The following is a 23544-nucleotide window of genomic DNA, read 5'->3' as shown; positions in this document are numbered from 1 at the left end:
CCTGAGCCTCCCCGTGTCGTTCAGGCCGCGCGGCGGTGCTGCTGCAGGATGCGGCCGTCGAGCATGTTGACGACGCGGCTGGCATAATCGGCATGCGCCGGGGAGTGCGTGACCATCACGATGGTCGATCCTTCCGCGTTCAGTTGCTGCAGCATGCGCATCACCTCGTCGCCGTGATTGGTGTCGAGGTTGCCGGTCGGCTCGTCGGCCAGGATCAGCTTGGGCTCGGCGACCAGCGCGCGGGCGACGGCGACGCGCTGTTGCTGGCCGCCCGAGAGCTGGCTCGGCCGGTGGCGGGCGCGGTGGGCGATGCCGACGCGGTCCATCACGGCGTCGGTACGGCGCTTGCGCTCAGCGGCGGGCACGTCGTGATAGAGCAACGCCAGCTCGACATTCTCGCGCACCGACAGCTCGTCGACCAGGTTGAAGCTCTGGAAGATGAAGCCGATATTGGCCTTGCGCACTTCGGCGAGACGGCTTTCGCCAAGGCCGGCGACTTCCTGCCCGTTGAACACATAGGAGCCGCTGCTGGGCGAATCGAGCATGCCCATCAGGTTGAGCAGGGTCGATTTGCCGCAGCCCGACGGGCCCATGATCGCAACAAATTCGCCGTCGGCGATATCGAGGTCGATGGCATCGAGCGCAGTCGTCTCGATCGTGTCGGTGCGGTAGGTCCGCGAAAGCGCGCGCATTTCGAGCATGGCTTAGTCCTTTCCTTTGGCCGTCAGGTCGAGACGGTCCTTGTCTGCGAAACCGGTATAGGGGGAGGTGATGACGCGCTCGCCGGGGTCGAGCCCTTCGAGCACTTCGATCGAATCGGGGTTGCGGCGGCCGAGGCGGACCGGGCGCTTCACCGCGCTGCCGCCATCGGGCGAGACCACGAACACCCAGTTGCCGCCCGTCTCGTTGTAGAAGGCGCCGGCGGGGATCAGCCGCGCCGGGGCGGGGTCGCCCAGCGTCAGCTTGGCCTGCATCGTCTGGCCGCGCTGGATATTGGCGGGCTCGGTGCCGAGGAACTGCAGATCGACCTGGAACTGACCGTTCTGCACCTGCGGATAGATCTTGGTGACGCGGGCGGCGAAGGTCTTGCCGTTCCAGTCGACGCTGGCCTTCTGGCCGAGCTGGACCCGGCCGAGATAGAATTCGTCGACGCCTGCCATCAGCTTGTTGCGGCCCGGGCTGTCGATCTGGCCGATCCGCTCGCCGCGCTGGAGCGACTGGCCGACCTGGATCGAGAAGCCCGACAGCTGGCCGGCGACCGGCGCACGCAGGTTGAGCGCGTCGAGATTGGCACGGGCGAGTTTGAGGCTCGATTGCATCGACGCGGCGGATGCGCGCTGCTGCGCGAGCTGGCTGCCTTGCAGCCGCTCGTCGGTCGCTTGGCTGCGGCGGGTCACGTCCATGCGCTTCTGCGCCGACATATATTCGTCGCGCGTATCGTTGAACTGCTTGCCCGAGACGAAGCCGCGCGCGGCGAGCGGCTGCTCGCGCTCATATTGCCGGCGCGCCTTGGTCGCGGCGAGATCGGCGTCGATCAGCGAGCGCTCATTGGCGAGGCGCGTCTGGGCGAGCGCAAGCTCCTGGCTGCGCATATTGTTGATCTGTTGCTCGACCTCGGTCTGGCGGGCGAGCGTGGAGAGCTGAAGCTCGGCATTGGACAGCTCGACGATCAACTCGCCCTTGGCGAGGCTGGCGCCGTCCTCGGCGATCACCTTCTCGACCCGGCCGCCCTCGATCGCGTCGAGATAGACGGTGAGGAGCGGGGTGACACGCGCACGGAGCGGAATGAAGTCTTCGAACTGGCCGGTGCGGACCGGCGAGATGGTCAGCCGGTCGGTGGCGACGGTCTGCGATCCGCCGCGCGGCGCTAAGAACCAGAAGGCGAGGATGGCGACCAACAACAATGCACCGCCAAGCGCGAGCTTGGTGCGCGTCGAGAGCTTCTTCGTCTCGACCGCGCGGTCCATCCCGCTACCCGTGACCGGGCGGTCTCCGCCCGGCTGGTCACCCTTCATGCGTACGACACTCATCTGTGCTCCCCTGGTCGGGCCATGCTCAGCAAGCGGCGTGCCAGCCTCGATATCGCGGAACATCGCGGGTCAGGCCTTGGCCGAGTGTCCGGTTCCGGACAGTGCCGTCCGGAACCGGACGCGAGTCCCGGTCACGCGATCTGGCCGCTGACGATCGAGGCGACGGTCACAACGGGCGCGGACGACGCGATGGTCAGGCAGGTAGTGATGGCGATCGCGGCCATGGCGCTGAGGATCTGCGGGGTGAAAGTGAGTTTCATCGGTCTTCTCCTTGAATGTGCCGGATTGGCAATGATCCGTTCAGCATGGCGCGTGCCAAATGCGGAAACTGGCGGATTTACGGGGGTTCGTGACCGGGAGGACAATCCTGGCACGGAAATTGACTGTCCGAATTCGCACGCGGATTGTACGGGAGCGGTCAATGGGGAAATCGGCGGACTTTGATCTCTGCGTCGTGGTGGACGACGACGAGGATATATTGACCGCCGCGCGGCTGTTGCTGCGCGGCCTGTTCAATGAGGTGGTGACGGCGCGCGCGCCCGACGAGGCGATCACCGCGATCGCCGGCCGGTCGGCCGACGTCGTCCTGCTCGACGCCAATTTCGCGCGCGGCGCGACCGATGCGGCGGAAGGGCTGGCCTGGCTCGACCGGCTGCTCGCGATCGATCCCGAACTGGTGGTGGTGATGATCACCGCGCATGCCGGGGTGAATGTCGCCGTCGAGGCGATGAAGCGCGGCGCGACCGATTTCGTGTCCAAGCCCTGGTCGAACGAACGCCTGCTCGCGACCGTGCGCACCGCGGCGTCGCTCCGTCGTTCGCGCCGCGCCGTCGCGGTGGAGAAGGCGCGCGTGGTCGCGATCACCGATACCAAGCCCGGCACCAGCACCCCGCTGATCGGCAAGTCGCCGGCCATGGCCCGCGTCCAGTCGTTGATCGCCCGTGCCGCCCCGACCGAGGCGAATGTCCTGGTGCTGGGCGAAAACGGCACCGGCAAGGAGATCGTCGCGCGCGAGCTTCACGGCAGGTCGCTGCGCGCGCGCGCGCCGATGCTGACGGTCGATCTCGGCGCGATCGCGACCGAGCTGATCGATTCCGAGTTGTTCGGCCATGTGAAGGGCGCCTTCACCGATGCTCGCGCCGATCGCATCGGGCGGATTCAGGCGGCCGATGGCGGCACCCTGTTTCTCGACGAGATCGGCAACCTGCCGCTTCACCTCCAGCCCAAGCTGCTGACCGTGCTCGAACAGCGCCAGGTCACACCGGTCGGCGCCAACCGTCCGATCCCGGTCGATATCCGCGTGATCGCCGCGACCAACATGACTCCGGAGACGATGCGCGACGACCGGCATTTCCGGCAGGATCTGCTGTTCCGGCTCAACACGGTCGAGATCGAACTGCCGCCCCTGCGCGACCGGCGCGAGGACGTGGCGGCGCTCGTCACCCATTTCCTCGATCATTATGCCCGGCGCTACAACCGGCCCGCGCCCGAGCTGACCGCCGCGGCGAGGGCAGCGCTCGCCGCGCACGACTGGCCGGGCAATGTCCGCGCGCTGCGCCATGCGATCGAGCGCGCCGTGATCCTGGCGGGTGATGCACCGCTCGAAGCGGAGGATTTCCCGCTCGGCGCGCCCTCGGCGCCGCGCGTCGCGCCCGAGGCAGTGGTCGCGCCGGCCGCGTCGGAGCTCAATCTGGAAAAGGTCGAGCGGCGGCTGGTGGAAGAGGCGCTGAAGAAGAACGGCTACAATATCTCTATGGCGGCGACCGAACTCGGCCTGTCGCGGGCGGCGCTCTATCGGCGGATGGAGAAGCATGGGCTTTGACCGCCGTTTCACGCTCACCCTGGGTCTGTGGATCGGCGCGCTGCTCATCGCGCTGGCCGGCTTCATCTGGTCGTTCGAGGTCGACGGGCTGGGCGCGGCGCGCATCGTCGCCGGGCTGATCGTGCTCTCCGCGGCGGGCGGGCTGTGGAATCACGTCGATCGCACCAACCGTACCGTCGCGCGCTTCGTCGAGGCGCTGAACAGCAAGGATTTCGCCACAAGGTTCGACGGGCGCGGCGGTGCCGGCTTCAGCGAGCTGGGCGGGGCGATGGACGCCGCGATGCGTGGGCTACAGGAGGAGCGCGACCGCTCGGCGCGCGAGATGCGCTATCTCGAGGCGTTGGTCGACGACATGCCGGTGGCATTGCTGACGATCGACGCGGCGCACGGTGTGACCCCCGCCAACAAGGCGGCGCGGCGGCTGTTCAGCCGGCACCAGGGCGTCCGGCCGCAGGATTATGCCATCTATGGTGAGACCTTCGCCTCGCGGCTCGAGGTCGATGGCGAGACCCGGCAGGAACTGCTGATCCTGCGCATGCCTGGCGGGCCGCAGCGCGCAATTGTGCGCTCAGCGTCGCTCGAACGGCTCGGTTTGCGCATCCGCGCGGTGACGGTCGAGCCGGTCCAGGGCACGCTCGACACGGTCGAGATGGCCGCCCAGACCGATCTCGTCCGCGTGCTGACGCATGAAATCTTGAACTCGCTCACCCCGGTTACCTCGCTCGCCGGGACGGCCGAGATGCTGCTCGATGCCGAGCCGCCCGACGTGCCCGACGCGCGCGTCGCGGTGACCACGCTATCGCGCCGTGCCGAGGGGCTGCGCCGCTTCATCGACAGCTATCGTGCCGTGTCGCACGCGCCGACCTTGCGCCGCCGCCGGTTCGACGCCGGACCCTTTGCCGCGGAGCTGGCCAAGCTGTTCGCCGCCGAATGGATCGATGTGCCGCTGACGCTCGAGGTGCAGGCGGACGTCACGCTCGACGCCGATCCCGATCTGCTGGCTCAGGTGCTGATCAACCTGCTGCGCAACGCAGCCGAGGCGGCGCATCGCGGCACCGACGAGCATTGGGTCCGGCTGTCGCTGTCGCATGTCGCTGGCCGTGTCTGGATCGAGGTGGAGGACAGCGGCACGGGCGTGCCGGAGAATCTGCGCCGCGATATCTTCCTGCCCTTCTTCACCACCCGGGCCGAGGGCACCGGCGTCGGGCTGAACCTCGCCCGGCAGGTCGTGGTGGCGCATGGCGGCTCGATCGACATCGGCGACGGCCGTGCTGGCGGCGCGCTGTTCCGCATCATCCTCTAGGCCGGCACCCGCCCCCGGGGCGAGTGCCGGTATCTACGCCCGTTACTTCTTCGCGAGGTTCGGTGCGGTGAACGCGCCGTCGGTCGTGTTGCCGTCGAGATAATTGTCGCCATAGCTTTTCATCGCCGTGTTGAACATCGCGATGCCGGTCGCATTATCCGTGATCGAGGTGTTACCCACCCGAACCGTGGAACCGGGTCCGCTGGCGATGATGCCGTAGGATACGTTGTGCGTCACCACCGAGTCCCGCAGGAACAGCTGCGAGGTGCCGGTGTTGACCGGGCTCGTGACGAGCACGCCCGTTCCGTCGTTCGAGAAGACGGTGTTGGTGACGGTCGCGTTGATTGACGAGCCGACGATTCCGGTGGTGTCCAGCTTCAGGCCGAAATTGGTGTTGTTGGACACCAGGCTGTTGCTGATCGTTACCTTTGCCGAGAAGCCGGCGGCCGGGTTGACCAGGATACCGCCGGTGTTCGCGTTGCCCCCGACACCCGATTCGGAGATCGTTACATTGTCGAGGAACAGCTGGCCGCTGGCGTTGGCCGGCGAGAAATTGACCCCATAGCCGTTACGAAACCCGCGAATCTTCGTGTTGCGCACATGAACCGCGGCGGCATTCAGGATATAGATGCCGTTCACGCCAGCCGATCCGGTCTGGCCCAGGCCTTCGAAATCGAAGCCGCTGATATGGACGACAGCGGTCGTGCTGTTGATGATGAAGGCATTGGTCGCCGCCACCAGCACGCCGGTCTCGGTATTGTCGCACACCAGCGAGATCGATTTGGTGATCGTCAGCGAGCCGAAGCCGCCCGGATCGAGGCAGTTGATCTCACCGCCCGCGGCCGTCTTCGCGATCGCGCCCTGGAAGGTTTTGCACGGTGCGGTGCGGCTGCACGGGTTGACGTCGTCCCCGACGCCGGAAATCCAGGTGCGCGTCGCCTGCGCGGACGCCGGCGCAGCGTAGAAAAGCGACGTTGCGCAAAGCGTTGCAAGCAACAGCGCAAGACGATTCCAGATCGATGTCATATTGTCCTCCCCCATGGTGCCGAAGAGCGGCAAATGGAGGCGCGATATTAGCGAATTTCAGCATTGGCGACGACTCGAATCTTTTACGACCACCGTCCGATATTAAGCGGCATCGCCTCGTTCATTATGACGTCTTGCCGTCACCGCGTCGATCATATCTCCGGAAAGGGTCGGTGCCCCGCGGCCTGGAGCAGCAGGTCGAGCGCCGCCTGGATCAGGCTGCGCATCTGTCGCGCCGCGCGCCGCGGATCGCCCTCGACGATCGCGTCGGCGATCAGCTTGTGCTCCATCGCACTCGCGCGGGTCACGCCCTTGTACGCGTTGGTCTGGCGGATGCTGAAGCGCAGCGCGGTCTCCGACAGGTCAGTGAACTGCCGCATGAAGCGGTTGTTGCTCGCCTCCAGCACGGCGGTGTGGAAGGCGATGTCCGCCGCGAGCGAGTCCTCCTCGCCACGTTCCGCCGCGAACATCCGTTCGATCGCGCGCACGATCGCCCGCCGCTGCGGCCCGGTCGCGCCCTCTGCGGCGCGGGCCGCGGCGCGCGGCTCGATCGCGATGCGGATTTCGGTAAAGTCGATCAGCAGGTCGATCGAGAAATCCCGCTCGAGCATCCATTTGAGGATGTCGGGGTCGAGCAGGTTCCACCGCGCCTCGGGCTGGACCAGCGTCCCCTTGCGCTGTCGGGCGATAAGCAGGCCCTTGGCCGTCAGCATCTTCACGGCTTCGCGCACCACCGGTCGGCTCGCGCCGAAGCGCTGGCACAGCTCCGCTTCGACCGGGAAGGGCGAGCCTCTCGAATATTGCTCGGTCACGATGGCGCGGCCGAGATCATGCACTATCCTGCCGGTGAGATTGCGTCCGCCATGGTCCGGTTCGCCCGGACGGTCCGGAATGCCTGTTTCCCCTGCCAATCGCTCCCTTTCGCATCGGCGGTGTCGTCGCGCGCCGGCGCCGCGGTTGGTCCGCGATCGCCTGACGCGGGAAGGTTATCCGCTGATCGCGGCGCCGTCGATGCCGGGGCGAAGAAGGCAGGTGGCATGACCGCTTCCGGCTTTGCTCCCGCCGGCTCGCAATGGCACAGTGGGAACCGGATCAGCCATGCCACGCCGGCGCATCGGTCTGGTGATGTGCGGGAGAGCCGATGCACCCTGTCGAAACCTTCGAACTTATCCTGACTCTGCTCGCCGTGGTTGTCGCGCTGCATTGGGCCGCGCGGCGCGTCGGCCTCCCATCGGCCACTGCCTTGCTCGTGGGCGGTGGGCTGCTTGCCTTTGTGCCCGGGCTGCCCCCGGTCACGCTCGATCCCGAGCTGGCGCTGGTGCTGTTCCTGCCGCCCCTGCTGATGGACGGCGCCTATTACACGGCGCTCGGCCGTTTCCGGCAGCATCTCCCGGGCATCTTGTCACTCGCTATCGGCGCGGTCATGTTCACCACGCTGGTCGTCGGTCTCGTCGTCCACTGGCTCGTCCCCACCCTGCCATGGGCGGCCTGTTTTGCGCTCGGTGCGATCGTGTCGCCGCCGGATGCGGTATCCGCCCGCGCGGTGCTGCAGGGCGTCACGCTTCCCCGGCGCCTGTCCGCGTTGCTCGAAGGGGAAAGCCTGCTCAACGACGCGACTGGCCTGGTGCTGTTCCGTTTCGCCGTCGCCGCGACGCTGAGCGGTGCGTTCAACGCCGGCGCAGCGGCATCGAACTTCCTCTTCCTCGCGCTTGGCGGTGTCATTGCCGGCCTGCTGGTATCGGGGGTCTGGATGGTCGCGGTCCGGCGCCTGAAAGATCAGACGCTGATCATCCTGGCCAACACGCTGATGTGCTGGGTCGCCTATATCGCCGGCGAGGCGGCGCATGTGTCCGGCGTGATCGCGACGGTCGTCGCCGGCCTGGTGCTTGGCTGGTATCAGCATATCCTCCTGCCCGCACAGGTCCGGCTGCGCGGCGGCGCCTTCTGGCAGACCCTGGTGTTCGTGCTGGAAGCGCTGGTCTTCATCCTGGTCGGCTTCACGCTGCGCGGCGTGCTGGACCGGGTCGGCGGCATCGCGGCAGTCTCGACGACGATGGCCGTCCCGGTGCTCGGCGTGGTGCTGGCGGTCACGGCGGCGCGCTTCGTCTGGATCTTCGGCGGCGACGGGGTGCTCGCCGCGCTGCGCGGGCTGGGGTGGAAGCGCGCGCGCCCGCTCGGCATGCGGCAGGCGACGGTGCTGAGCTGGGCGGGGATGCGCGGCGTCGTGACGCTGGCGGTGGCGCTCACCCTGCCCGAATCGATGCCGGGCCGGGACCTGATGCTGGTCACTGCCTTTGCCGTGATCTTCGCCACCGTGGTCATCCAGGGCGCGAGCCTTGGCTGGCTGATCCGATGGGTCGGTCCGGTCGATAAGGATCCGCCGGCGAAAATGAGCATGGCCGCATCGGAAGCCGCCATCGTCCGCGCCCGGACCGAGGCAGTGGAGGCGCATGCCTTTGCGCCGGACGGCACCCTGATCCACCCGAAGCTGCTCGAGGAATCTCGCAAGCGCCTCGCCATGATCCAGCGCTACGCGGCGGACGCGGATTCGTTCATGGTGGGTATCCGCACGCATTTCGACGTCGTGCTGATCGGCCTTGCCGCCGGGCGTGCCGAGCTGATCCGCATCCACCGCGCCGGCTTGATCGAGGACGAAGTTCTGCACAATCTCGAACGCGATCTCGACGTCGAGGAACTGGGCATCATCCTGCAGCGCGATGGATAGCTAGGAGTGGTGCCCGGGGACGGGATCGAACCGCCGACACTGCGATTTTCAATCGCATGCTCTACCAACTGAGCTACCCGGGCATGGCCGGCGCGCCTGATGGGCGCCGGAAAGAGCGGGCCTCTTAATCGCGGTCGTTGGCGCTGTCCAGCCCGGCTGTGGCACTGGATGATTCTTCCGGATCGGCGGGCCCTGCGGGAAGGCGATAGCCCTCACCGAGCCATTGCAGCAGATCGCGGTCGCGGCAGCCGCGGCTGCAGAACGGCGTATGCTCCGGGGACACGGGCTTGCCGCAGATCGGGCATTTGTCGGTCTTCGCCATATCAGATCGCCTCGAAATCATGAGTTATGCCGGTGCGACGCGCCAGTTCGGCGAGCAGCGCGGGTCGCGCCGTCAGCCAGGCCAGAACGCCCGGACGAACCTTGTGGTGCCACATGCCCGGCGGCGGGGTGCGTTCGATCGTGCGGAGCAACGCGCGCGCCTCGGCCCCCGCCCGATCGGCGCGGAGCAGTTCGGGCAGCGATGCGCGCGCACGGCGCCGCACGATCTGCAGGAAGCCGAAGCCGTTCATCGCGGTGCGCTCGAAGGGCAAGGGCAACGCCGCGTCGATCGCCGCCGCAACCGCCTGGCGCGCCGCCTTGCCCTCGATCGTCGGGAAGTCGATGCCGATCGAGCCTCCAATATCATGCCGCAGGATCGCCGCGCCCACTGCATGGGCCGCATTGACCGCCAGCGTCTCCAGCGGCGGATAGCCGTCGACATCGAACAACGTCATCGCCGGAGTCGGCGACAGGCGCAGCGCGCCGCCGGGAAAGGCGATCTCGCCGGTGAGCGCTTCCTCGAGCACTTCCGACCAGCCCGCTGCCTCCAGCGCATCCGGCTCATGCGCGCGCAGGGTTCGTACCGGATGCCCCGATGCGGTGATCCGGGCGAGTAGGTCCGGCGCGGGGGCAGGGGCGGCGCCCGCTTCGGCGGGCATGGCCTTGGCGAGCTTCGCGCGGCCTGCCTCGGGGATCGCCTCGCGCACGATCTCGACCGTAAGCGCCGCGCCCTGGGTGATGCCGATCGGTAGTGGGGAAAGGACCGCCTCGCCCCCTTCGACCGTCACGCGCCCTTCGCGGCCCTTGACGGTGATCTCGACCAGCCGGGCCGCGAGCACCGCGCCGACCCGCAGCGCGCCGTCATCCAGCTCGATCCGCGCCTCGACGATCGCGCCGTCCTCGACCAGCGCGGCGCGCGCCTCGCCGATCCCGGCCTCGTACAGCCATTCGATGGAGGGGCACTCAACCAAGGGGCATGCCCGCCGCGATCAGCAGCGCGCGGGTCTCGAACAAAGGCAGGCCGATCACGCCCGAATGGCTACCTGACAGGAAGCGCACGAACGCCTCGGCCCGGCCCTGGATGGCATAGCCGCCCGCCTTGCCCAGCCCTTCGCCGCTGGCGACATAGGCGTCGACCTCGCGCTCGGTCAGCGGCTTGAACGCGACGATCGTGTCGGACAGGCGGGTGCGCGCCTTGCCCGCGGTGTCGATCACGCAGACCGCGGTCAGGCAATGATGGCGGCGCCCGGAAAGCAGGCCGAGCATGCGGCGCAGCTCGGCCTCGTCCTCCGCCTTGCCCAGGATACGCCGGCCGAGCGCGATCACCGTATCGCCGGCCAGTACGATCTCGCCCTCGCGCCGCTCGACCGCGCGCGCCTTGGCCTCGGCCAGGCGCAGCGCATGGACGCGCGGCGCCTCGCCGGGCAGCGGGGTCTCGTCGATGGCTGGGTCGGCGACGCGTGCCGGCTCGACACCGAGCCGCGCGAGAAGGTCGCGGCGGCGCGGAGAAGTGGAAGCGAGGACGAGCCGCACTGGCGGCTCCTTTTATGCTGGATCCCGGCCTTCGCCGGGATGCCGCGCTGCGCGCGTCACTTGAAGCGGTAGGTGATGCGACCCTTGGTCAGGTCGTACGGGGTCAGTTCGACAAGCACCTCGTCGCCCACCAATACGCGGATGCGGTTCTTGCGCATCTTGCCGGCGGTGTGGCCGAGGATTTCATGGTCGTTTTCGAGTTTTACGCGGAACATGGCGTTGGGCAGAAGCTCCACCACCTGGCCGCGCATTTCGAGCAATTCTTCCTTGGCCAAACAAACCTCTAGCGATGTTGGGAAATCGTGAGCGGGCGCCTTAGCGCCAAAGCGCCCAAAAGGGAAGCTCTGCCGATTCGGGCGGTAGGAGCGGGCATTGTCAGCAGAACTCTCCATTCGCCAGCGGGATCGAGACAGGTTCGGATAGCGGGAGCAGCAACGGATCAGGCCGGATTGTTCGTGGTTAAAAAGGCATCGAGACGCTTCAGAAAGTCCGCAATGTCTTCTTCCTTTTGCAGGCCGTGTCCTTCTTCGGGGTAGAAGACCGATTGCACGGACGCCTTCCGGCGTTCCAGGGCGGCGACCATCTGCCGGCCTTGCTTCACCGGTACGGTATAGTCCTTGTCGCCGTGCACGATCAGCACCGGCACCGTCAGGCGATCGGCCTGAAGAAGAGGGGACACCGATTCCAGATCGGTCTCGTTGTCCGCTTCGCCCTTCACCTTGCGCTGCCAGGCCTTGAAGTAGCGGGGCGCGGAGAACATCCGTTTGTCGTATCGGAGAATTCCCGGCAGATCGGTCACGCCTGCGAGGCTCACCGCGCAGCGATAGCGTTCGGGATTGCGGATCGCACCCCACAGCGCCGCATAGCCGCCATAAGACCCGCCCATGATGCAGACGCGCTTGGGGTCGACCTGGCCTGACCTGACGAGCCAATCCATGCCATCGTCCAGGTCATCCTGCATCGCTTTTCCGAACTGGCCGTAACCGCGCCGCACGAAATCCTTGCCATAGCCGGTGGATCCCCTGAACTGAGGCTGCAGCACCGCGTAGCCGCGGCTGGCAAGGAACTGGACGAAACGATCATAATCCCAGTTGTCGCGGGCGAAAGGGCCGCCGTGCGGCATGACGATCAGCGGCAGGTTACTGGCAGGCCGATCCTTGGGGAGCGTGAGATAGCCGGGGATGGAGAGCCCATCCCGGGCCGTATATCGGATGGCGTTGACAGGGGACAGCTTCGCACCGAGGAGCTTCTCGTACGGCGCGGCGACTCGCTGCATCCTTTTGGCCGTCCGATCGAACATATAATAGGTTCCGGGATCGTCGCCGCCGCCGGACCAGATGAGCACGCGCTGGCCATCGTTGCTGCTGTTCAGGATTCTGTTGTCTGCCTTTGGGAAGACGTGATCGATCGTCGTCTGAAGCTGCCGTTTTTCGGGATCGAGCCATTCCATATGGTAGCGGTCGTTTTCGTACCCCACGCCTGTCACCCTGCGCGTGACCGGGTCGATCCTGACCTCCGTCACGTCGACTTCGCTATTCTCATAGATCGGCTCACCGACTTCACCGGTGCGGAAATCGATCCTGTAGGCGGCGAAGCGCCCGGTTTTCGCATTGGTAACGATCAGCCCCGTGTCGGCTCCGCCCAGAAAATAAAGTCCATCGACCGCGCCGTCGTTGTTCTTCACGGCGTTGCGTGCGCGGATCGCCTTGAGCGGCGCGTCGGGCACATCGCGATACCATAGGGTCCAGCGGTCGCCGTCATAAAAGATGCCGGTACGAACGACGCCGTTGCCGTCGGCGTACCAGTTCCAGATGTTCGAGCGGCTAGGCTCGACGAGCTTGATCTCACCGGTGAGAAGGTCGACGCGCTTGACGGAGGGAGTGAGGGACATGTTCTGCTGGCTGGACAGCAGGATCCAGCGACCGGTGGGATCGGTGTAGATGACATCGCCGGCGGAAAGCGAGCGGCCCTTGGGATTCAGGACCTTTGCCTCTCCGGTCGTCAAATCCACGGCATAGAGCTGTGTGATTTCGATATCGCTGCCGAAGAAGCTCGCCTGCATCGATCTCGTGAGGAGGATGCGGCCATTTCCCGCCCACTGGATCTCCGCGATTCCCGCATCGCCCAGATCGACACGGCGTATCAGCTTCATATCCGCGAGCGCGAAGACGCAGAGGGAGGTCTTGCCACCCACCGTCGATTCCGCCGCGATGGACTTGCCGTCGGGGGAGAGAACGGGATTGTTGATGAAAGGCTGTTCCGCGAAGGTGGCGATCGGCACCGGCTCGGTCGAGGCCACTTTCTCCGCAGCGGCAATGCCGTACGCTGGCGTAATCAGGAGGAATGCACCCAGGGCTTCACGCCACATCGATCTTCTCCACGCGCCGAGCATCGATCGCTCACGCAGGGTTGTTTTCCTTCAGGAACGCCTCGAGTTCCTTCAGCCACTGGACCCGGTCCGCCTCTTCCGAGAAATGATGGTCGCCCTTGGGCTGTTCGACATAGCGATAGGGTTTGCCGGCCGCCTTCAGCTTCTCGACCATCTCGCGCGATTGCTTCACCGGCACGACCCGGTCGGCCTTGCCGTGCATGATCAGGATCGGGATCGAGAAATCCGCGGCATAGTTGATCGGCGATACGGCTTTCAGGTCGGGTGCCTGGGCGCGCAGCCAGTCCTTGCGCCGCCCCGAATTCAGGAAGCTGCCGTCGTAGCGGACCATCGCCGGCAGGTCGGCGACGCCGGCATAGGATACCGCGCAGCGATAGACGCCCTTGTCGCGCTGCGCCGCGCGGAACGCGGCATAGCCGCCATAGGAGCCGCCGACGATGCAGACGCGCTTCGCATCGGCAATGCCTTCGCCCACCGCCCATTTCACGGCGTCGGTCAGGTCGTCCTGCATGGCCAGGCCCCATTGGCCGCGGCCCTTTTCGGCAAAGGCGTTACCGAAGCCTGAGGAGCCGCGGTAATTGGGCTGAAGCACCGCATAACCGCGGCTGGCGAGGAACTGGGCCCACCAGTCCCAGCTCTCGTCGTCCCGGGCGAACGGGCCGCCATGCGGCATCAGGATCAGCGGCAGGTTCTTCGTCGAACCGCCCTTTGGCATGGTCAGCACCGCCTGGATCTCCAGGCCGTCGCGCGCCTTGTAGCGGATCGTCTTCACCGGGGAGAGCGCGTCGTTGCCCAGATCCTCGTTCACCCTGGCGAGGACATGCATCACGCCATCGTCGAGCCGGTACAGATAATAGGCGCCGGGCCGGTCCGCGCCGCCGACATAGACGATCAATGTGCTGAAATCGCGGCTCCAGGAAGTGATGAGCGCCTGGCGCGTGCCGACCGCCTTGTCCAGATCCGTCTGTACCTTGGCCAGGACGGGGTCGAACCAGTGGGTGCGGGGGCGGTTGTCGACATAGGCGGCGCCGATCATCTTGGTGCCGCCGGCGCCCGTGATCAGATCGTCGACGTCATAACCGGCCACGCCGAACAGCTTGTTGCCCGTCTTCAGCGAAGCGAGGTCGAGATCATAGACGGCGTCGAACCCGTCGGCATCGTCATAGGCAACCGCCTTGCCAGGCTCGGGCAGGAACATCGCGGGCACGTTGCCCAGCGTCGCATCCTTGCCGCGGGCCTTGACGACAGTGCGAAACGAGGCGTCGGCATTGTCGCGGTACAGCAGCCGTGAGCTACGCCGGTCGTCGTCATAGGCGATGCCCATCCGCACGGTTCCGGCGCCGTCCGCATACCAGTCGAACACCTGGGCCACGGGATTCTGCACCCGCTTGCCCTTGCCGGTCGACACGTCGAACCGCAGCACCTCGGGCCAGAATCCGGGATCGTCGGAAAAAACCGATGTCTGCATGGCCAGCAACACATTCGGCGACCCGTCGCTGGCGATCCACAGCAGATCGTCCGCATTTTGCGCGGCGTCGTTCTTGCCCAGGATCTGCATCGCCTTGCCATCGGCGCTGACCCCCACCGCGCGACGGATATACCAGTCGGAGCCGCCGACATTGGAGACCGCGCCGACCTTGGCGACCAGCCAGTCGTCATTGACCCAGGCCCAGCCATTCAGGTCGGAATCGCCGATGCTGAGCTGCCTGGTCTTCTGGAAATCGTCCAGCGGGATGATCGCCAGACGCTGCACGCCCTTGATCGCGAGGCGAGTGGCGACCTTGGTGCCATTGGGCGACAGCTTCGGGCTTTCCATGAAGGGCAACCGGGCGAACAGCTCGAGCGGAATCGGGGACGGCAGCTTGGCCTGGGGCGCGGCGGCGGTCGGGACGGGGGCGGGGGCCGCGGCCTTGTCCTGTGCCGCGACGCTCATCGGGGCGGACACCAGGCCCGCAACCCCACAGAACAACACCCAACGCATTCACAAGCCCCCTGATTCCCCGCCCCTGTCTAGCGCGGCGAGGGTCCATCGAAAAGCGACAGCTGCCGGATTTTGGCGCCGAAATGAAGCATTTGGCTTCCTGTCAAAACCGCGCCGGGATCGCTCCCGACGCGGCCTTGTGGCAGGGGCGCCGCGCCGCCCGTGAGCGGCGAGATCAGCCGACCGCGTGCGCCAGCGCCGCGAGCAGCAACAGGGCGACGATGTTGGTGATCTTGATCATCGGGTTCACCGCCGGACCGGCCGTGTCCTTGTAGGGATCGCCGACCGTGTCGCCGGTCACCGCGGCCTTATGGGCTTCGCTGCCCTTGCCGCCGTGATTGCCGTCCTCGATATATTTCTTCGCATTGTCCCATGCGCCGCCGCCCGAGGTCATCGAGATGGCGACGAACAGGCCCGACACGATCACGCCCAGCAGCAGTGCGCCGAGCGCCGCAAAGCCGCTCGCCTGGCCGGCCACCGCCGTGATGATGAAATACACCACGATCGGTGCGAGCACCGGCAGCAGCGACGGGATGATCATCTCCTTGATCGCTGCCTTGGTGACCAGGTCGACCGTGCGGGCATAATCGGGGCGGCTGGTGCCCGCCATGATCCCCGGATTGTCGCGGAACTGGGCGCGGACGTCTTCGACGACCGATCCCGCCGCGCGGCCCACTGCGGTCATGCCGAACGCGCCGAAGCTGAACGGCAGCAGCGCGCCGAGCAACAGGCCGACGATGACGTACGGATTGCTCAGCGAGAAATCGACCGCGAGATCGGGGAAGTAGATCCCCAGATCGGTCGTATAGGCGCCGAACAGCACCAAAGCGGCGAGTGCTGCGGAGCCGATCGCATAGCCCTTGGTCACGGCCTTGGTGGTGTTGCCCACCGCGTCGAGCGCATCGGTGCGGTGGCGGACATCCTCGGGCAGGCCCGCCATTTCGGCGATGCCGCCGGCATTGTCCGTGACCGGGCCGTACGCGTCGAGCGCCACGACCATGCCGGCCAGCGCCAGCATCGCGGTCGCGCCGAAGGCGATGCCGATCACGCCGGCAAGCTGATAGGTCGCGATCACCGCGACCGAGATCACCAGCGTTGGCAGCGCCGGGCTCTCGAGGCTGACCGCGAGACCCTGGATGACGTTGGTGCCGTGCCCGGTCTCGGACGCCTTGGCGATCGAGCGGACCGGGCGATAATTGGTGCCGGTATAATATTCGGTGATCCACACCAGCGCGCCGGTGAGCGCGAGGCCGATCATCATGCACCAGAACAGCGCCATGCCGGTGAAACCGGTCGAGACTTCGGTGCCGCCGTCGAGGAACGATCCCCCGCCGATCACCTTGTTCATGTCGCCGAGCACATATTGGGTGGCGCCATAGATCGCCGGGATCGACAGGATCACCGTGGTCCAGAAACCCTTGTAGAGCGCGCCCATGATCGAATTGTTGGCGCCCAGGCGGACCATATAGGTGCCGATGATCGAGGTGATGACGCAGACGCCGCCGACGAGCAGCGGCAGGGTCATCAGCTGGAACAGATGGTCGGCGTTCGGGAGGAGCAGCGCGATCGAGGCCATGGTCACGCCGATGGTGACGACATAGGTCTCGAACAGATCGGCCGCCATGCCGGCGCAATCGCCGACATTGTCGCCGACGTTATCGGCGATGGTAGCGGGGTTGCGGGGGTCGTCCTCCGGGATGCCGGCCTCGACCTTGCCGACCAGGTCGGCGCCGACATCGGCCGCCTTGGTGAAGATGCCGCCGCCGAGACGCGCGAAGATCGAGATCAGCGAGGCGCCAAAGGCCAGCGCGACGAGCGAGTCGACCACGATGCGGCGATCGGCCTGCACGGCCAGGTCCATATGGGCCTGCGCGATCAGGTACCAGAACAGCCCGGTGATGGAGAGCAGGCCGAGGCCCGCCACCAGCATGCCGGTGACCGCGCCGGAGCGGAACGCCATGGTCAGGCCGCCCTGCAGCGAGGTGCGCGCGGCCTCCGCCGTGCGGACATTGGCTTTCACCGACACGTTCATGCCGATGAAACCGGTCACGCCAGACAGGATCGCGCCGATCGCGAAGGCGACGGCCGAGGTGATGCCGAGGAAATAACCGACGACGACGGCGACGACGACGCCGACGATGGCGATGGTGCGATATTGCCGGCCGAGATAGGCCTTGGCGCCTTCCGCGATGGCGGCGGCGATGTCCTGCATCTTCTCGTTGCCGGCGCTCGCCGCGAGAATCTGCCGGCTGGTAATGATGCCATAAAGCACGGCGATCAGGCCGCAGATCATGGCCGCATAGACTATCGTCATAGATATCCTTCCCCTATTGGCGCCACGCCAGACCTTGAGGCCTGTGTCGTCGACGTTTGGGCGGAAGGTATAGAGGCGCTCGACGCGAGCGCAAGCCGCTCAGACGGCGTGCAGAAAGCCCAGCCGCGCCGGTAATGCCACCGCTTCGGTGGCATCGACCAGGCTCAGGCCCGATCCGGCGGCGAAGCGGCCGATCCGGGTGGCGGGCACCGGCAGGGCGAAGCCATGCGGGGCGGCGAACAGCAACTGGTAATCATCCCCCGCGGTCGCGGCCGCGATGCGTGCCGCGCGGCTGTCGCCGGCAAAGGCACGACAGGCGGCCGACAACGGCACGGCGGCCAGGTCGATCTCCAGCATTAGCCCGCTTGCGTCGGCCATGCGTGCGCCATCGATCAGCAGCCCGTCGGAGACATCCATCATCGCATGAACCAGCGGTGCGAGCGCCCGGCCGTCGCTGATGCGCGGCACCGGCCGGCGATAGGCGGCGAGCAGGCTGTCGGGCCCTTTCGCACCGCGCGCGATGGCGAGCCCGGCACCGGCATCGCCGATCGTGCCGGTGACGTAGAGCGCGTCGCCGGCCTGTGCGCCGCTGCGCGGCGGGGCAGCGGCGTCGATACCGAAGGCGGTCAGGGTCAGCACGCGCGGTGCGCCGGAAGGCAGCGACACGGTATCGCCACCGATCAGGGCGCAATCGAGTTGCCGCAGTCCTTCGATGAAGCCGGCATCCCAGTCGGAATCCCCCGCCAGCGCATAATTGAGCATCATCCCGACCGGCAGCGCGCCCTTGGCGGCAAGATCCGACAGATTCACCGCGCCGAGCTTCCAGGCGACGTCCTCGGCCGGGTCGGTGGCGAGGAAGTGCACGCCCTCGACGATCGTGTCGCTGGTCAGGACGAGCGGGCCGCCCGCGTCGAGCAGGGCGGTATCGTCCAGCAGCCCTCGCGCCGCCGGGTGCAGCGGCAGGGTGCGGAGTGCTGCAAGAAATTCGGTTTCGTTCAAGCAATTCCTCCCCGGAACGGGGAGGGGGACCGCGAAGCGGTGGAGGGGGACCTCCTCAGACGAAACGCTTGGGGCAAGCCCCCTCCACCATCCTTTGGACGGTCCCCCTCCCCGTTCCGGGGAGGATTAAGAGCGGACATCCTTCGCGATCGCATCGAGCAACCCGTTCACGAACCCGGCCTCGCGCTTGTCGAAAAACGCATGCGCTACATCGACATATTCCGTGATCACCGTCGCCACCGGCACATCCGCCCGCGCGATCAGTTCATAGGTCCCGGCGCGCAGAATCGCGCGCATCGAGCGGTCGAGCCGCTCAAGCGCCCAGCCCTTGGCCAGCTTGCCCTTGATCGCTTCGTCGATCTCCGCCTGGCGCGCGACCGCGCCCTTCACGATATCGTCGAAGAAGTCGACTTCGGCCTCGGCATATTCGGCGTCCTCGATCGTCGCGCCGAGCCGGTGCTGATGGAATTCATGCAGCAGTGGCGCGATCGCCGTGCCCTCCATCTCATGCTGATAAAGTGCCTGGGTCGCGGCAAGCCGGGCGGCGGCGCGGGCCGTGGAGCGGGCTGAAGTTCGGCTCATAGGTTCAATTCCGTCTGGTCGCCCGCGAGGCGGAGCGCCACTGATTTCGCATGGGCAGGGAGCCCTTCCGCCTCGGCCAGCGCCACGGCCGCGGGGCCGATGGCGCCGAGCGCGGCGTGATCGAGCTGGAGGAAGCTGGTGCGCTTCATGAAGTCGAGCACCGACAGGCCGGAGGCGAAGCGCGCACGCCGGCCGGTCGGGAGGACATGGTTGGGCCCGGCGACATAATCGCCGATCGCCTCGGGCGTGTGACGGCCCAGGAACACGGATCCGGCATGGCGGACCCGGTCGAACAAGGCCTGGGGATCGTCGCAGGCAAGTTCGAGATGCTCGGGCGCGAGCCGGTCGACCAGCGGGATCGCCTCGAACAGGTCGGCGGTGACGATGATCGCGCCGTTCGCATCCCAGCTCTCGCGCGTCACCTTGGCAGTGGAAAGCTGGCCAATCTGCAGGTCGACGGCTTCGGCGACGGCCTTGCCGAACGCGGCATCGTCGGTGAACAGGATCGACTGGCTGGTCGGGTCATGCTCGGCCTGGCTGAGCAGGTCGGCGGCGATCCATTCTGGATCGTTCTTCCCATCGGCAACGACCACGATCTCGCTCGGCCCGGCGACCATGTCGATGCCGACCACGCCGTAAAGCTGGCGCTTGGCCTCCGCGACCCAGGCATTGCCGGGGCCGGTGATGACGTCGACCGCAGCGATCCGCCCGGTGCCATAGGCCAAGGCGGCAATCGCCTGCGCCCCGCCGACCCGCCAGATCTCGTCCACGCCGGCGATATAGGCAGCGGCCAGCACCAGCGGATTGACCTCGCCGTCGGGCGTCGGCGTCACCATCACCAGCCGCTCGACGCCGGCGACCTTGGCCGGGATCGCGTTCATCAGCACCGAGGAAGGATAGGCCGCGCGGCCGCCCGGGATATAGATGCCCGCATTCTGAATTGCATTCCACCGTGCGCCGAGCCGGACGCCGGCGGAGTCGGTCGAGTCGGTATCTTCGGGTTTCTGCTTCAGGTGATAGGCCGCGATCCGTTCCGCCGCGAGCTCGATCGCCGCGCGCAGTTCCGGCTCGAGCCCGTTCAGCGCGTCCAGCCAGTCGGCCTTCTCGATCCGCCAGCCGGTCTCGTTGAGATCGTGCCGGTCGAACTTCCTGGTGAACGCGTGAAGCGCCGCATCCCCCTCATCGCGCACACTGGCGACGATCGTGCGTACGTCGCGCGCAACATCGGCGTCAGCCTCACGCCGCGCGTTGACGAGCGCGGTGAAGTCGCGCTCGAACCCGGGGTCGGAAGTGGAAAGACGGATCATGAGCGGCGTGACCTACCTAACCCGTTCGTTTCGAGCGAAGTCGAGAAACCTGGGTCAGGCGTCTTTGGCCAGTTTCTCGACTTCGCTCGAAACGAACGGGGGAAGGAGTCACACTCCGGGAGGCGCAGAGCATCACGCCGCATTGCGCATCTCCACCGCCCGCCGGAATGCATCCACCAGCGGCACCACCTCGGGCCGCGTCTTGAACGCCGCCCGGTTGACGATCAGCCGCGAGGTGACCTCGGCGATTACCTCGACCTCGACCAGCCCGTTCTCCTTGAGCGTCTTGCCCGACGACACCAGGTCCACGATCCGCGGTGCCAGCCCAAGCGTCGGCGCCAGCTCCATCGCCCCGTTGAGCTTCACGCACTCGGCCTGAACCCCGCGCGCCTCGAAATGCCGGCGCGTCACATGCGGATATTTGGTCGCGATGCGCACATGGCTCCAGCCGCGCGGATCATCGCCCGCGGCCATATCGGCGGGCTCGGCGACCGACAGCCGGCAATGGCCGATGCCCAGATCGACCGGCGCGTAGAGTTCAGAATAATCGAACTCCGCCAGCACGTCCGATCCCACGATGCCGAGCTGTGCCGCGCCATGCGCGACGAAGGTCGCGACATCGAACGCCCGCACCCGGATCAGGTCGATGCCGGGGTTGCTGGTGGAGAAGCGCAATGCGCGGCTGTCCTCGTCGCCGAACGCCGCTTCGGGCGAGATTCCGGCGCGCTCGAGCAGCGGCACGGCCTCGGTGAGGATGCGCCCTTTGGGGACGGCGATGATGATTGGATCGGCCATGAGTGAGCGGGGCTTTACTTGGGGGTGTTCGCGGGCGCAACAGACGCGGCGAGGAGGCCCCATGTCCGAACAGAATGTCCGCGGCGCGTTCCTGATCCAGGAGCATTATTGCAACGCCATGGCCGCGCCCGCTTACGCGCGCATCTGCGCGGCGCTGGCCAGGGGTCTCAACCGCGACAGTCGGGTCGGCGCGACCTTGCTCGACTGGCCGGGCGAACCGACTCGCGCCGCGATGCCGCTGCGACTCGTCGGCGGGCTGCACGCACTGGTGCTGGCGGGGAAGGACGCCGGGCTCGCGACGCTGTTCGACGGCAGCATCACTGACCCCGATGCCATCGAGGCCGAACTCGCCCGCGTGCTCGTCGAGCATGACGCCGAGCTGCTTCCCTGGCTCGACGGCCCGCCCCAGACCAACGAGCCGGGCCGCTCCGCCGCGCTGATGACCGGCCTGCTGGAGATTGCGCGCCGTCACGGGCCGAAGATCGAGATCCTCGAAATCGGTTCCAGCGCCGGCCTCAACCTGATGATCGATCGCTACCGCTTCGATCTGGGCGGCATGATGGTCGGCCCGGCCGACTCGCCGGTCACGATCGTGCCGGAATGGAAGGGGCCACCACCGCCCGATGTGCCGATCCAGATCGTCGGCACGCGCGGCTGCGACGTCCAGCCGATCGACGCGACCGATCCGGCGGCCGAGGCGCGACTCGCCGCTTATGTCTGGGCCGAGAAGCCCGATCGCGCGACGCGCCTGAAGACGGCAATCGCCATGCTACGGGAGCGGCCGGTCAGGCTCGATCACGCTGACGCCGCCGACTGGGTCGAGGCGCGCCTCGCCGAGCCCCAGGCCGAAGGCGTCACGCGCGTGCTGATGCATTCGGTCGTCTGGCAATATCTGCCGGAAGCGGTCGCCGAACGCATCCGTGTCGCGATGAAGGCGGCCGGCGCCCACGCCACCGCCGATCGCCCGCTCGGCTGGGTGATGATGGAACCCGACCGCGCGCTCGCGCACCAGGTCATCCGCGTGCGCAGCTGGCCCGGCGACGGCGCGTGGCAGACGGTCGCGACCTCGCACGCCCATGCCGCCTGGATCGACACCGGCCAGCCCGAACGCGACCGTGCCGGCATCGAGTTGCCCGAGGCGGCGAAGATCTCGGTCTAGCGAAAGCCGACATTGTACAAGTTGTTGTACAATGTCCGGTCAGAATGTCAGTGACCCTACTGACATTTTGGCGATCTCAGCCTCCCAGCATGGCTTCCCCGGCGAAGGCCGGGGTCCAGTTGGGGGACTTTTGAGATGGGCGCTCCGGCGGTTTCCTTCTGTCTCCCTGCTGGGCTCCGGCCTTCGCAGGGAAGAAGAGGGATAACCGCCCTGACATTCTCAATCGTCGGACCGCTTGAGCCCAGGCCTGATTCAACACGCTGTCGGCTGCGGCTATCCCACGCGCATGATGACCTTAGCCGAGCCACTCCTGGATCGCGTGTGTCACCGCCTCCGGTGCTTCCCATGGCACGAAATGCCCCGCATCGACCTTCACCAACGTCATGTCGGGCACCAGCGTCTCGAGTCCTTCGAGCTGGCTCGGCAGCAATGCCTTGTCGCCCATGCCCCAGATCACCAGTGTCGGCTGTTTGACCGGCGGGAAAGGCGCGTTCAGGAACGCCGGGCGTGCCGCTTCCTCGCCGATATCCGGCACGACGATCGCACTGGCACGGTACCAGTTGAGCATCGCGGTCATCGCGCCCGGCTGACCCCATTCGTCGAGATAGGCCTCCTTCTCCGCCGCGACGTTCCCGAAATCGGTGTGGCGCATGAAGCTGCCGTCGAAAAAGGCGGGCAGGCCGATCGAGTCGATATATTTCTCGAAATCGGGGTTGCGGAAGGCGCGGATATACTGGCTCGCCTCGCGCTGCGCCGGGTCGTCGAACATCGATTTCTGGAAGACGAACGGGTGCGGCGCGTTGACGATGATCAGCTGCGCGATGCGGTCGGGCCGGGTCAGCGCCGCCATCCACGCGATGGCGCCGCCCCAGTCATGGCCGACCAGGGTGAAGGTCGCGATGCCGAAATGGTCCGCCAGCGCGATCAGGTCGCCGACCATCTTGTCGGGCGTATAGTCGCTGACATTCGCGGGCTTGGACGACCGCGCAAAGCCACGCTGGTCGGGGGCGAGCACGAAATGGGTCTTTGCCAGCTCCGGAATCTGGTGGCGCCAGGTGCGGTGCGATTCCGGGAAGCCGTGCAGCAGGATGATCGCGGTATTGGCGGGGTCGCCGGCGACGGCGACGTCCAGCGAGACGCCGGTGGGGAGGTCGATTCGCTGGAGGCTCAACTCCCCTCCCGCTTGCGGGAGGGGGTGGGGGAGGGCCTGTTCGCTGTCCATTCGAGGAACATGCCCTCCCCTGACCCCTCCCGCAAG

General features: G+C 66.7%; 21 protein-coding genes and 1 tRNA gene. 4 read left to right on the top strand and 18 right to left on the bottom strand.

Annotated elements, in window-relative coordinates:
- Positions 1-20: 20 nt before the first annotated feature.
- The 3 genes from AC1DX5_RS02280 to AC1DX5_RS02270 all read right to left on the bottom strand — a co-directional run bounded on the left by AC1DX5_RS02280 (position 21) and on the right by AC1DX5_RS02270 (position 2290).
- The gene (locus AC1DX5_RS02280) at positions 21-701 is read right to left on the bottom strand and encodes an ABC transporter ATP-binding protein (RefSeq protein ID WP_372857923.1); all 681 of its coding nucleotides are present in this window, start codon (positions 699-701) and stop codon (positions 21-23) included.
- A gap of 3 nt (positions 702-704) precedes the next feature.
- Positions 705-2030, bottom strand: a complete 1326-nt coding sequence (locus tag AC1DX5_RS02275; protein WP_478013987.1) for an efflux RND transporter periplasmic adaptor subunit — start codon at positions 2028-2030, stop codon at positions 705-707.
- A 131-nt stretch (positions 2031-2161) separates the two neighbouring features.
- Positions 2162-2290 carry a hypothetical protein gene (locus tag AC1DX5_RS02270; RefSeq protein WP_465171749.1) on the bottom strand — a complete coding sequence of 43 codons (129 nt, stop codon included), beginning with the start codon at positions 2288-2290 and terminating at the stop codon, positions 2162-2164.
- Between the two features lie 161 nt (positions 2291-2451).
- On the opposite strand from AC1DX5_RS02270, the gene AC1DX5_RS02265 reads away from it, so the two are divergent.
- The gene (locus AC1DX5_RS02265) at positions 2452-3852 is read left to right on the top strand and encodes a sigma-54-dependent transcriptional regulator (protein ID WP_478013986.1); all 1401 of its coding nucleotides are present in this window, start codon (positions 2452-2454) and stop codon (positions 3850-3852) included.
- Positions 3842-5155 carry a sensor histidine kinase gene (locus AC1DX5_RS02260; protein ID WP_478013985.1) on the top strand — a complete coding sequence of 438 codons (1314 nt, stop codon included), beginning with the start codon at positions 3842-3844 and terminating at the stop codon, positions 5153-5155. Before AC1DX5_RS02265 ends, AC1DX5_RS02260 begins: the two co-directional genes overlap by 11 nt.
- 42 nt (positions 5156-5197) lie before the next feature.
- Here AC1DX5_RS02260 and AC1DX5_RS02255 read toward each other — a convergent pair whose 3' ends face one another.
- Positions 5198-6181, bottom strand: coding sequence for a right-handed parallel beta-helix repeat-containing protein (locus tag AC1DX5_RS02255; protein WP_465175599.1), 984 nt, complete (start codon positions 6179-6181; stop codon positions 5198-5200).
- 152 nt (positions 6182-6333) lie between these two features.
- Entirely contained in the window at positions 6334-7092 is a 759-nt protein-coding gene (locus AC1DX5_RS02250) for a FadR/GntR family transcriptional regulator (RefSeq protein ID WP_465171753.1), read from the bottom strand.
- 230 nt (positions 7093-7322) lie between these two features.
- Between AC1DX5_RS02250 and AC1DX5_RS02245 the strand changes: the two genes are divergently transcribed.
- Complete coding sequence (locus AC1DX5_RS02245; protein ID WP_478013984.1) at positions 7323-8906, top strand: Na+/H+ antiporter; 1584 nt, start codon at positions 7323-7325, stop codon at positions 8904-8906.
- Positions 8907-8913: 7 nt separating this feature from the next.
- On the opposite strand, the gene AC1DX5_RS02240 is transcribed toward AC1DX5_RS02245, so the two are convergent.
- From AC1DX5_RS02240 to hisG, 12 genes are all read right to left on the bottom strand, one after another.
- Positions 8914-8989, bottom strand: a tRNA-Phe gene (locus AC1DX5_RS02240).
- Between the two features lie 41 nt (positions 8990-9030).
- Entirely contained in the window at positions 9031-9228 is a 198-nt protein-coding gene (locus AC1DX5_RS02235; RefSeq protein WP_478013983.1) for a DNA gyrase inhibitor YacG, read from the bottom strand.
- 1 nt (position 9229) lies between these two features.
- Positions 9230-10198: a ribonuclease gene (locus AC1DX5_RS02230; RefSeq protein WP_478013982.1), complete on the bottom strand. Its 969-nt coding sequence runs from the start codon at positions 10196-10198 to the stop codon at positions 9230-9232.
- Positions 10191-10760: a Maf family protein gene (locus AC1DX5_RS02225; RefSeq protein ID WP_478013981.1), complete on the bottom strand. Its 570-nt coding sequence runs from the start codon at positions 10758-10760 to the stop codon at positions 10191-10193. The genes AC1DX5_RS02230 and AC1DX5_RS02225 overlap by 8 nt, the downstream gene beginning before the upstream one ends.
- Positions 10761-10816: 56 nt before the next feature.
- Complete coding sequence (gene infA / locus AC1DX5_RS02220) at positions 10817-11035, bottom strand: translation initiation factor IF-1 (RefSeq protein ID WP_010162480.1); 219 nt, start codon at positions 11033-11035, stop codon at positions 10817-10819.
- 164 nt (positions 11036-11199) lie between these two features.
- Positions 11200-13128: a S9 family peptidase gene (locus AC1DX5_RS02215; RefSeq protein ID WP_478013980.1), complete on the bottom strand. Its 1929-nt coding sequence runs from the start codon at positions 13126-13128 to the stop codon at positions 11200-11202.
- Positions 13129-13159: 31 nt separating this feature from the next.
- Positions 13160-15130 (bottom strand): alpha/beta hydrolase family protein, encoded by a 1971-nt coding sequence (locus AC1DX5_RS02210; RefSeq protein ID WP_478013979.1) that lies wholly within the window; start codon positions 15128-15130, stop codon positions 13160-13162.
- A gap of 175 nt (positions 15131-15305) precedes the next feature.
- A complete protein-coding gene (locus AC1DX5_RS02205) occupies positions 15306-17444 on the bottom strand; it encodes a sodium-translocating pyrophosphatase (RefSeq protein WP_465171760.1) in 2139 nt (712 codons plus the stop codon).
- A gap of 99 nt (positions 17445-17543) precedes the next feature.
- Positions 17544-18443, bottom strand: coding sequence for a thiamine-phosphate kinase (thiL, locus tag AC1DX5_RS02200; RefSeq protein WP_478013978.1), 900 nt, complete (start codon positions 18441-18443; stop codon positions 17544-17546).
- A 126-nt stretch (positions 18444-18569) separates the two neighbouring features.
- Complete coding sequence (gene nusB / locus AC1DX5_RS02195) at positions 18570-19025, bottom strand: transcription antitermination factor NusB (protein WP_478013977.1); 456 nt, start codon at positions 19023-19025, stop codon at positions 18570-18572.
- Positions 19022-20332, bottom strand: a complete 1311-nt coding sequence (hisD, locus tag AC1DX5_RS02190) for a histidinol dehydrogenase (RefSeq protein ID WP_478013976.1) — start codon at positions 20330-20332, stop codon at positions 19022-19024. Before hisD ends, nusB begins: the two co-directional genes overlap by 4 nt.
- Positions 20333-20464: 132 nt before the next feature.
- Positions 20465-21127 (bottom strand): ATP phosphoribosyltransferase, encoded by a 663-nt coding sequence (hisG, locus tag AC1DX5_RS02185; RefSeq protein WP_478013975.1) that lies wholly within the window; start codon positions 21125-21127, stop codon positions 20465-20467.
- Between the two features lie 61 nt (positions 21128-21188).
- Between hisG and AC1DX5_RS02180 the strand changes: the two genes are divergently transcribed.
- A complete protein-coding gene (locus tag AC1DX5_RS02180) occupies positions 21189-22286 on the top strand; it encodes a DUF2332 domain-containing protein (protein ID WP_478013974.1) in 1098 nt (365 codons plus the stop codon).
- A 295-nt stretch (positions 22287-22581) separates the two neighbouring features.
- On the opposite strand, the gene AC1DX5_RS02175 is transcribed toward AC1DX5_RS02180, so the two are convergent.
- The gene (locus AC1DX5_RS02175; RefSeq protein WP_478013973.1) at positions 22582-23508 is read right to left on the bottom strand and encodes an alpha/beta fold hydrolase; all 927 of its coding nucleotides are present in this window, start codon (positions 23506-23508) and stop codon (positions 22582-22584) included.
- Positions 23509-23544 lie beyond the last annotated feature (36 nt).

This window comes from Sphingomonas sp. P2_B6, from assembly GCF_056404755.1.
The sequence above is the reverse complement of the archived record's forward strand: the minus strand, read 5'-3'. Positions and strand labels throughout refer to the sequence as shown.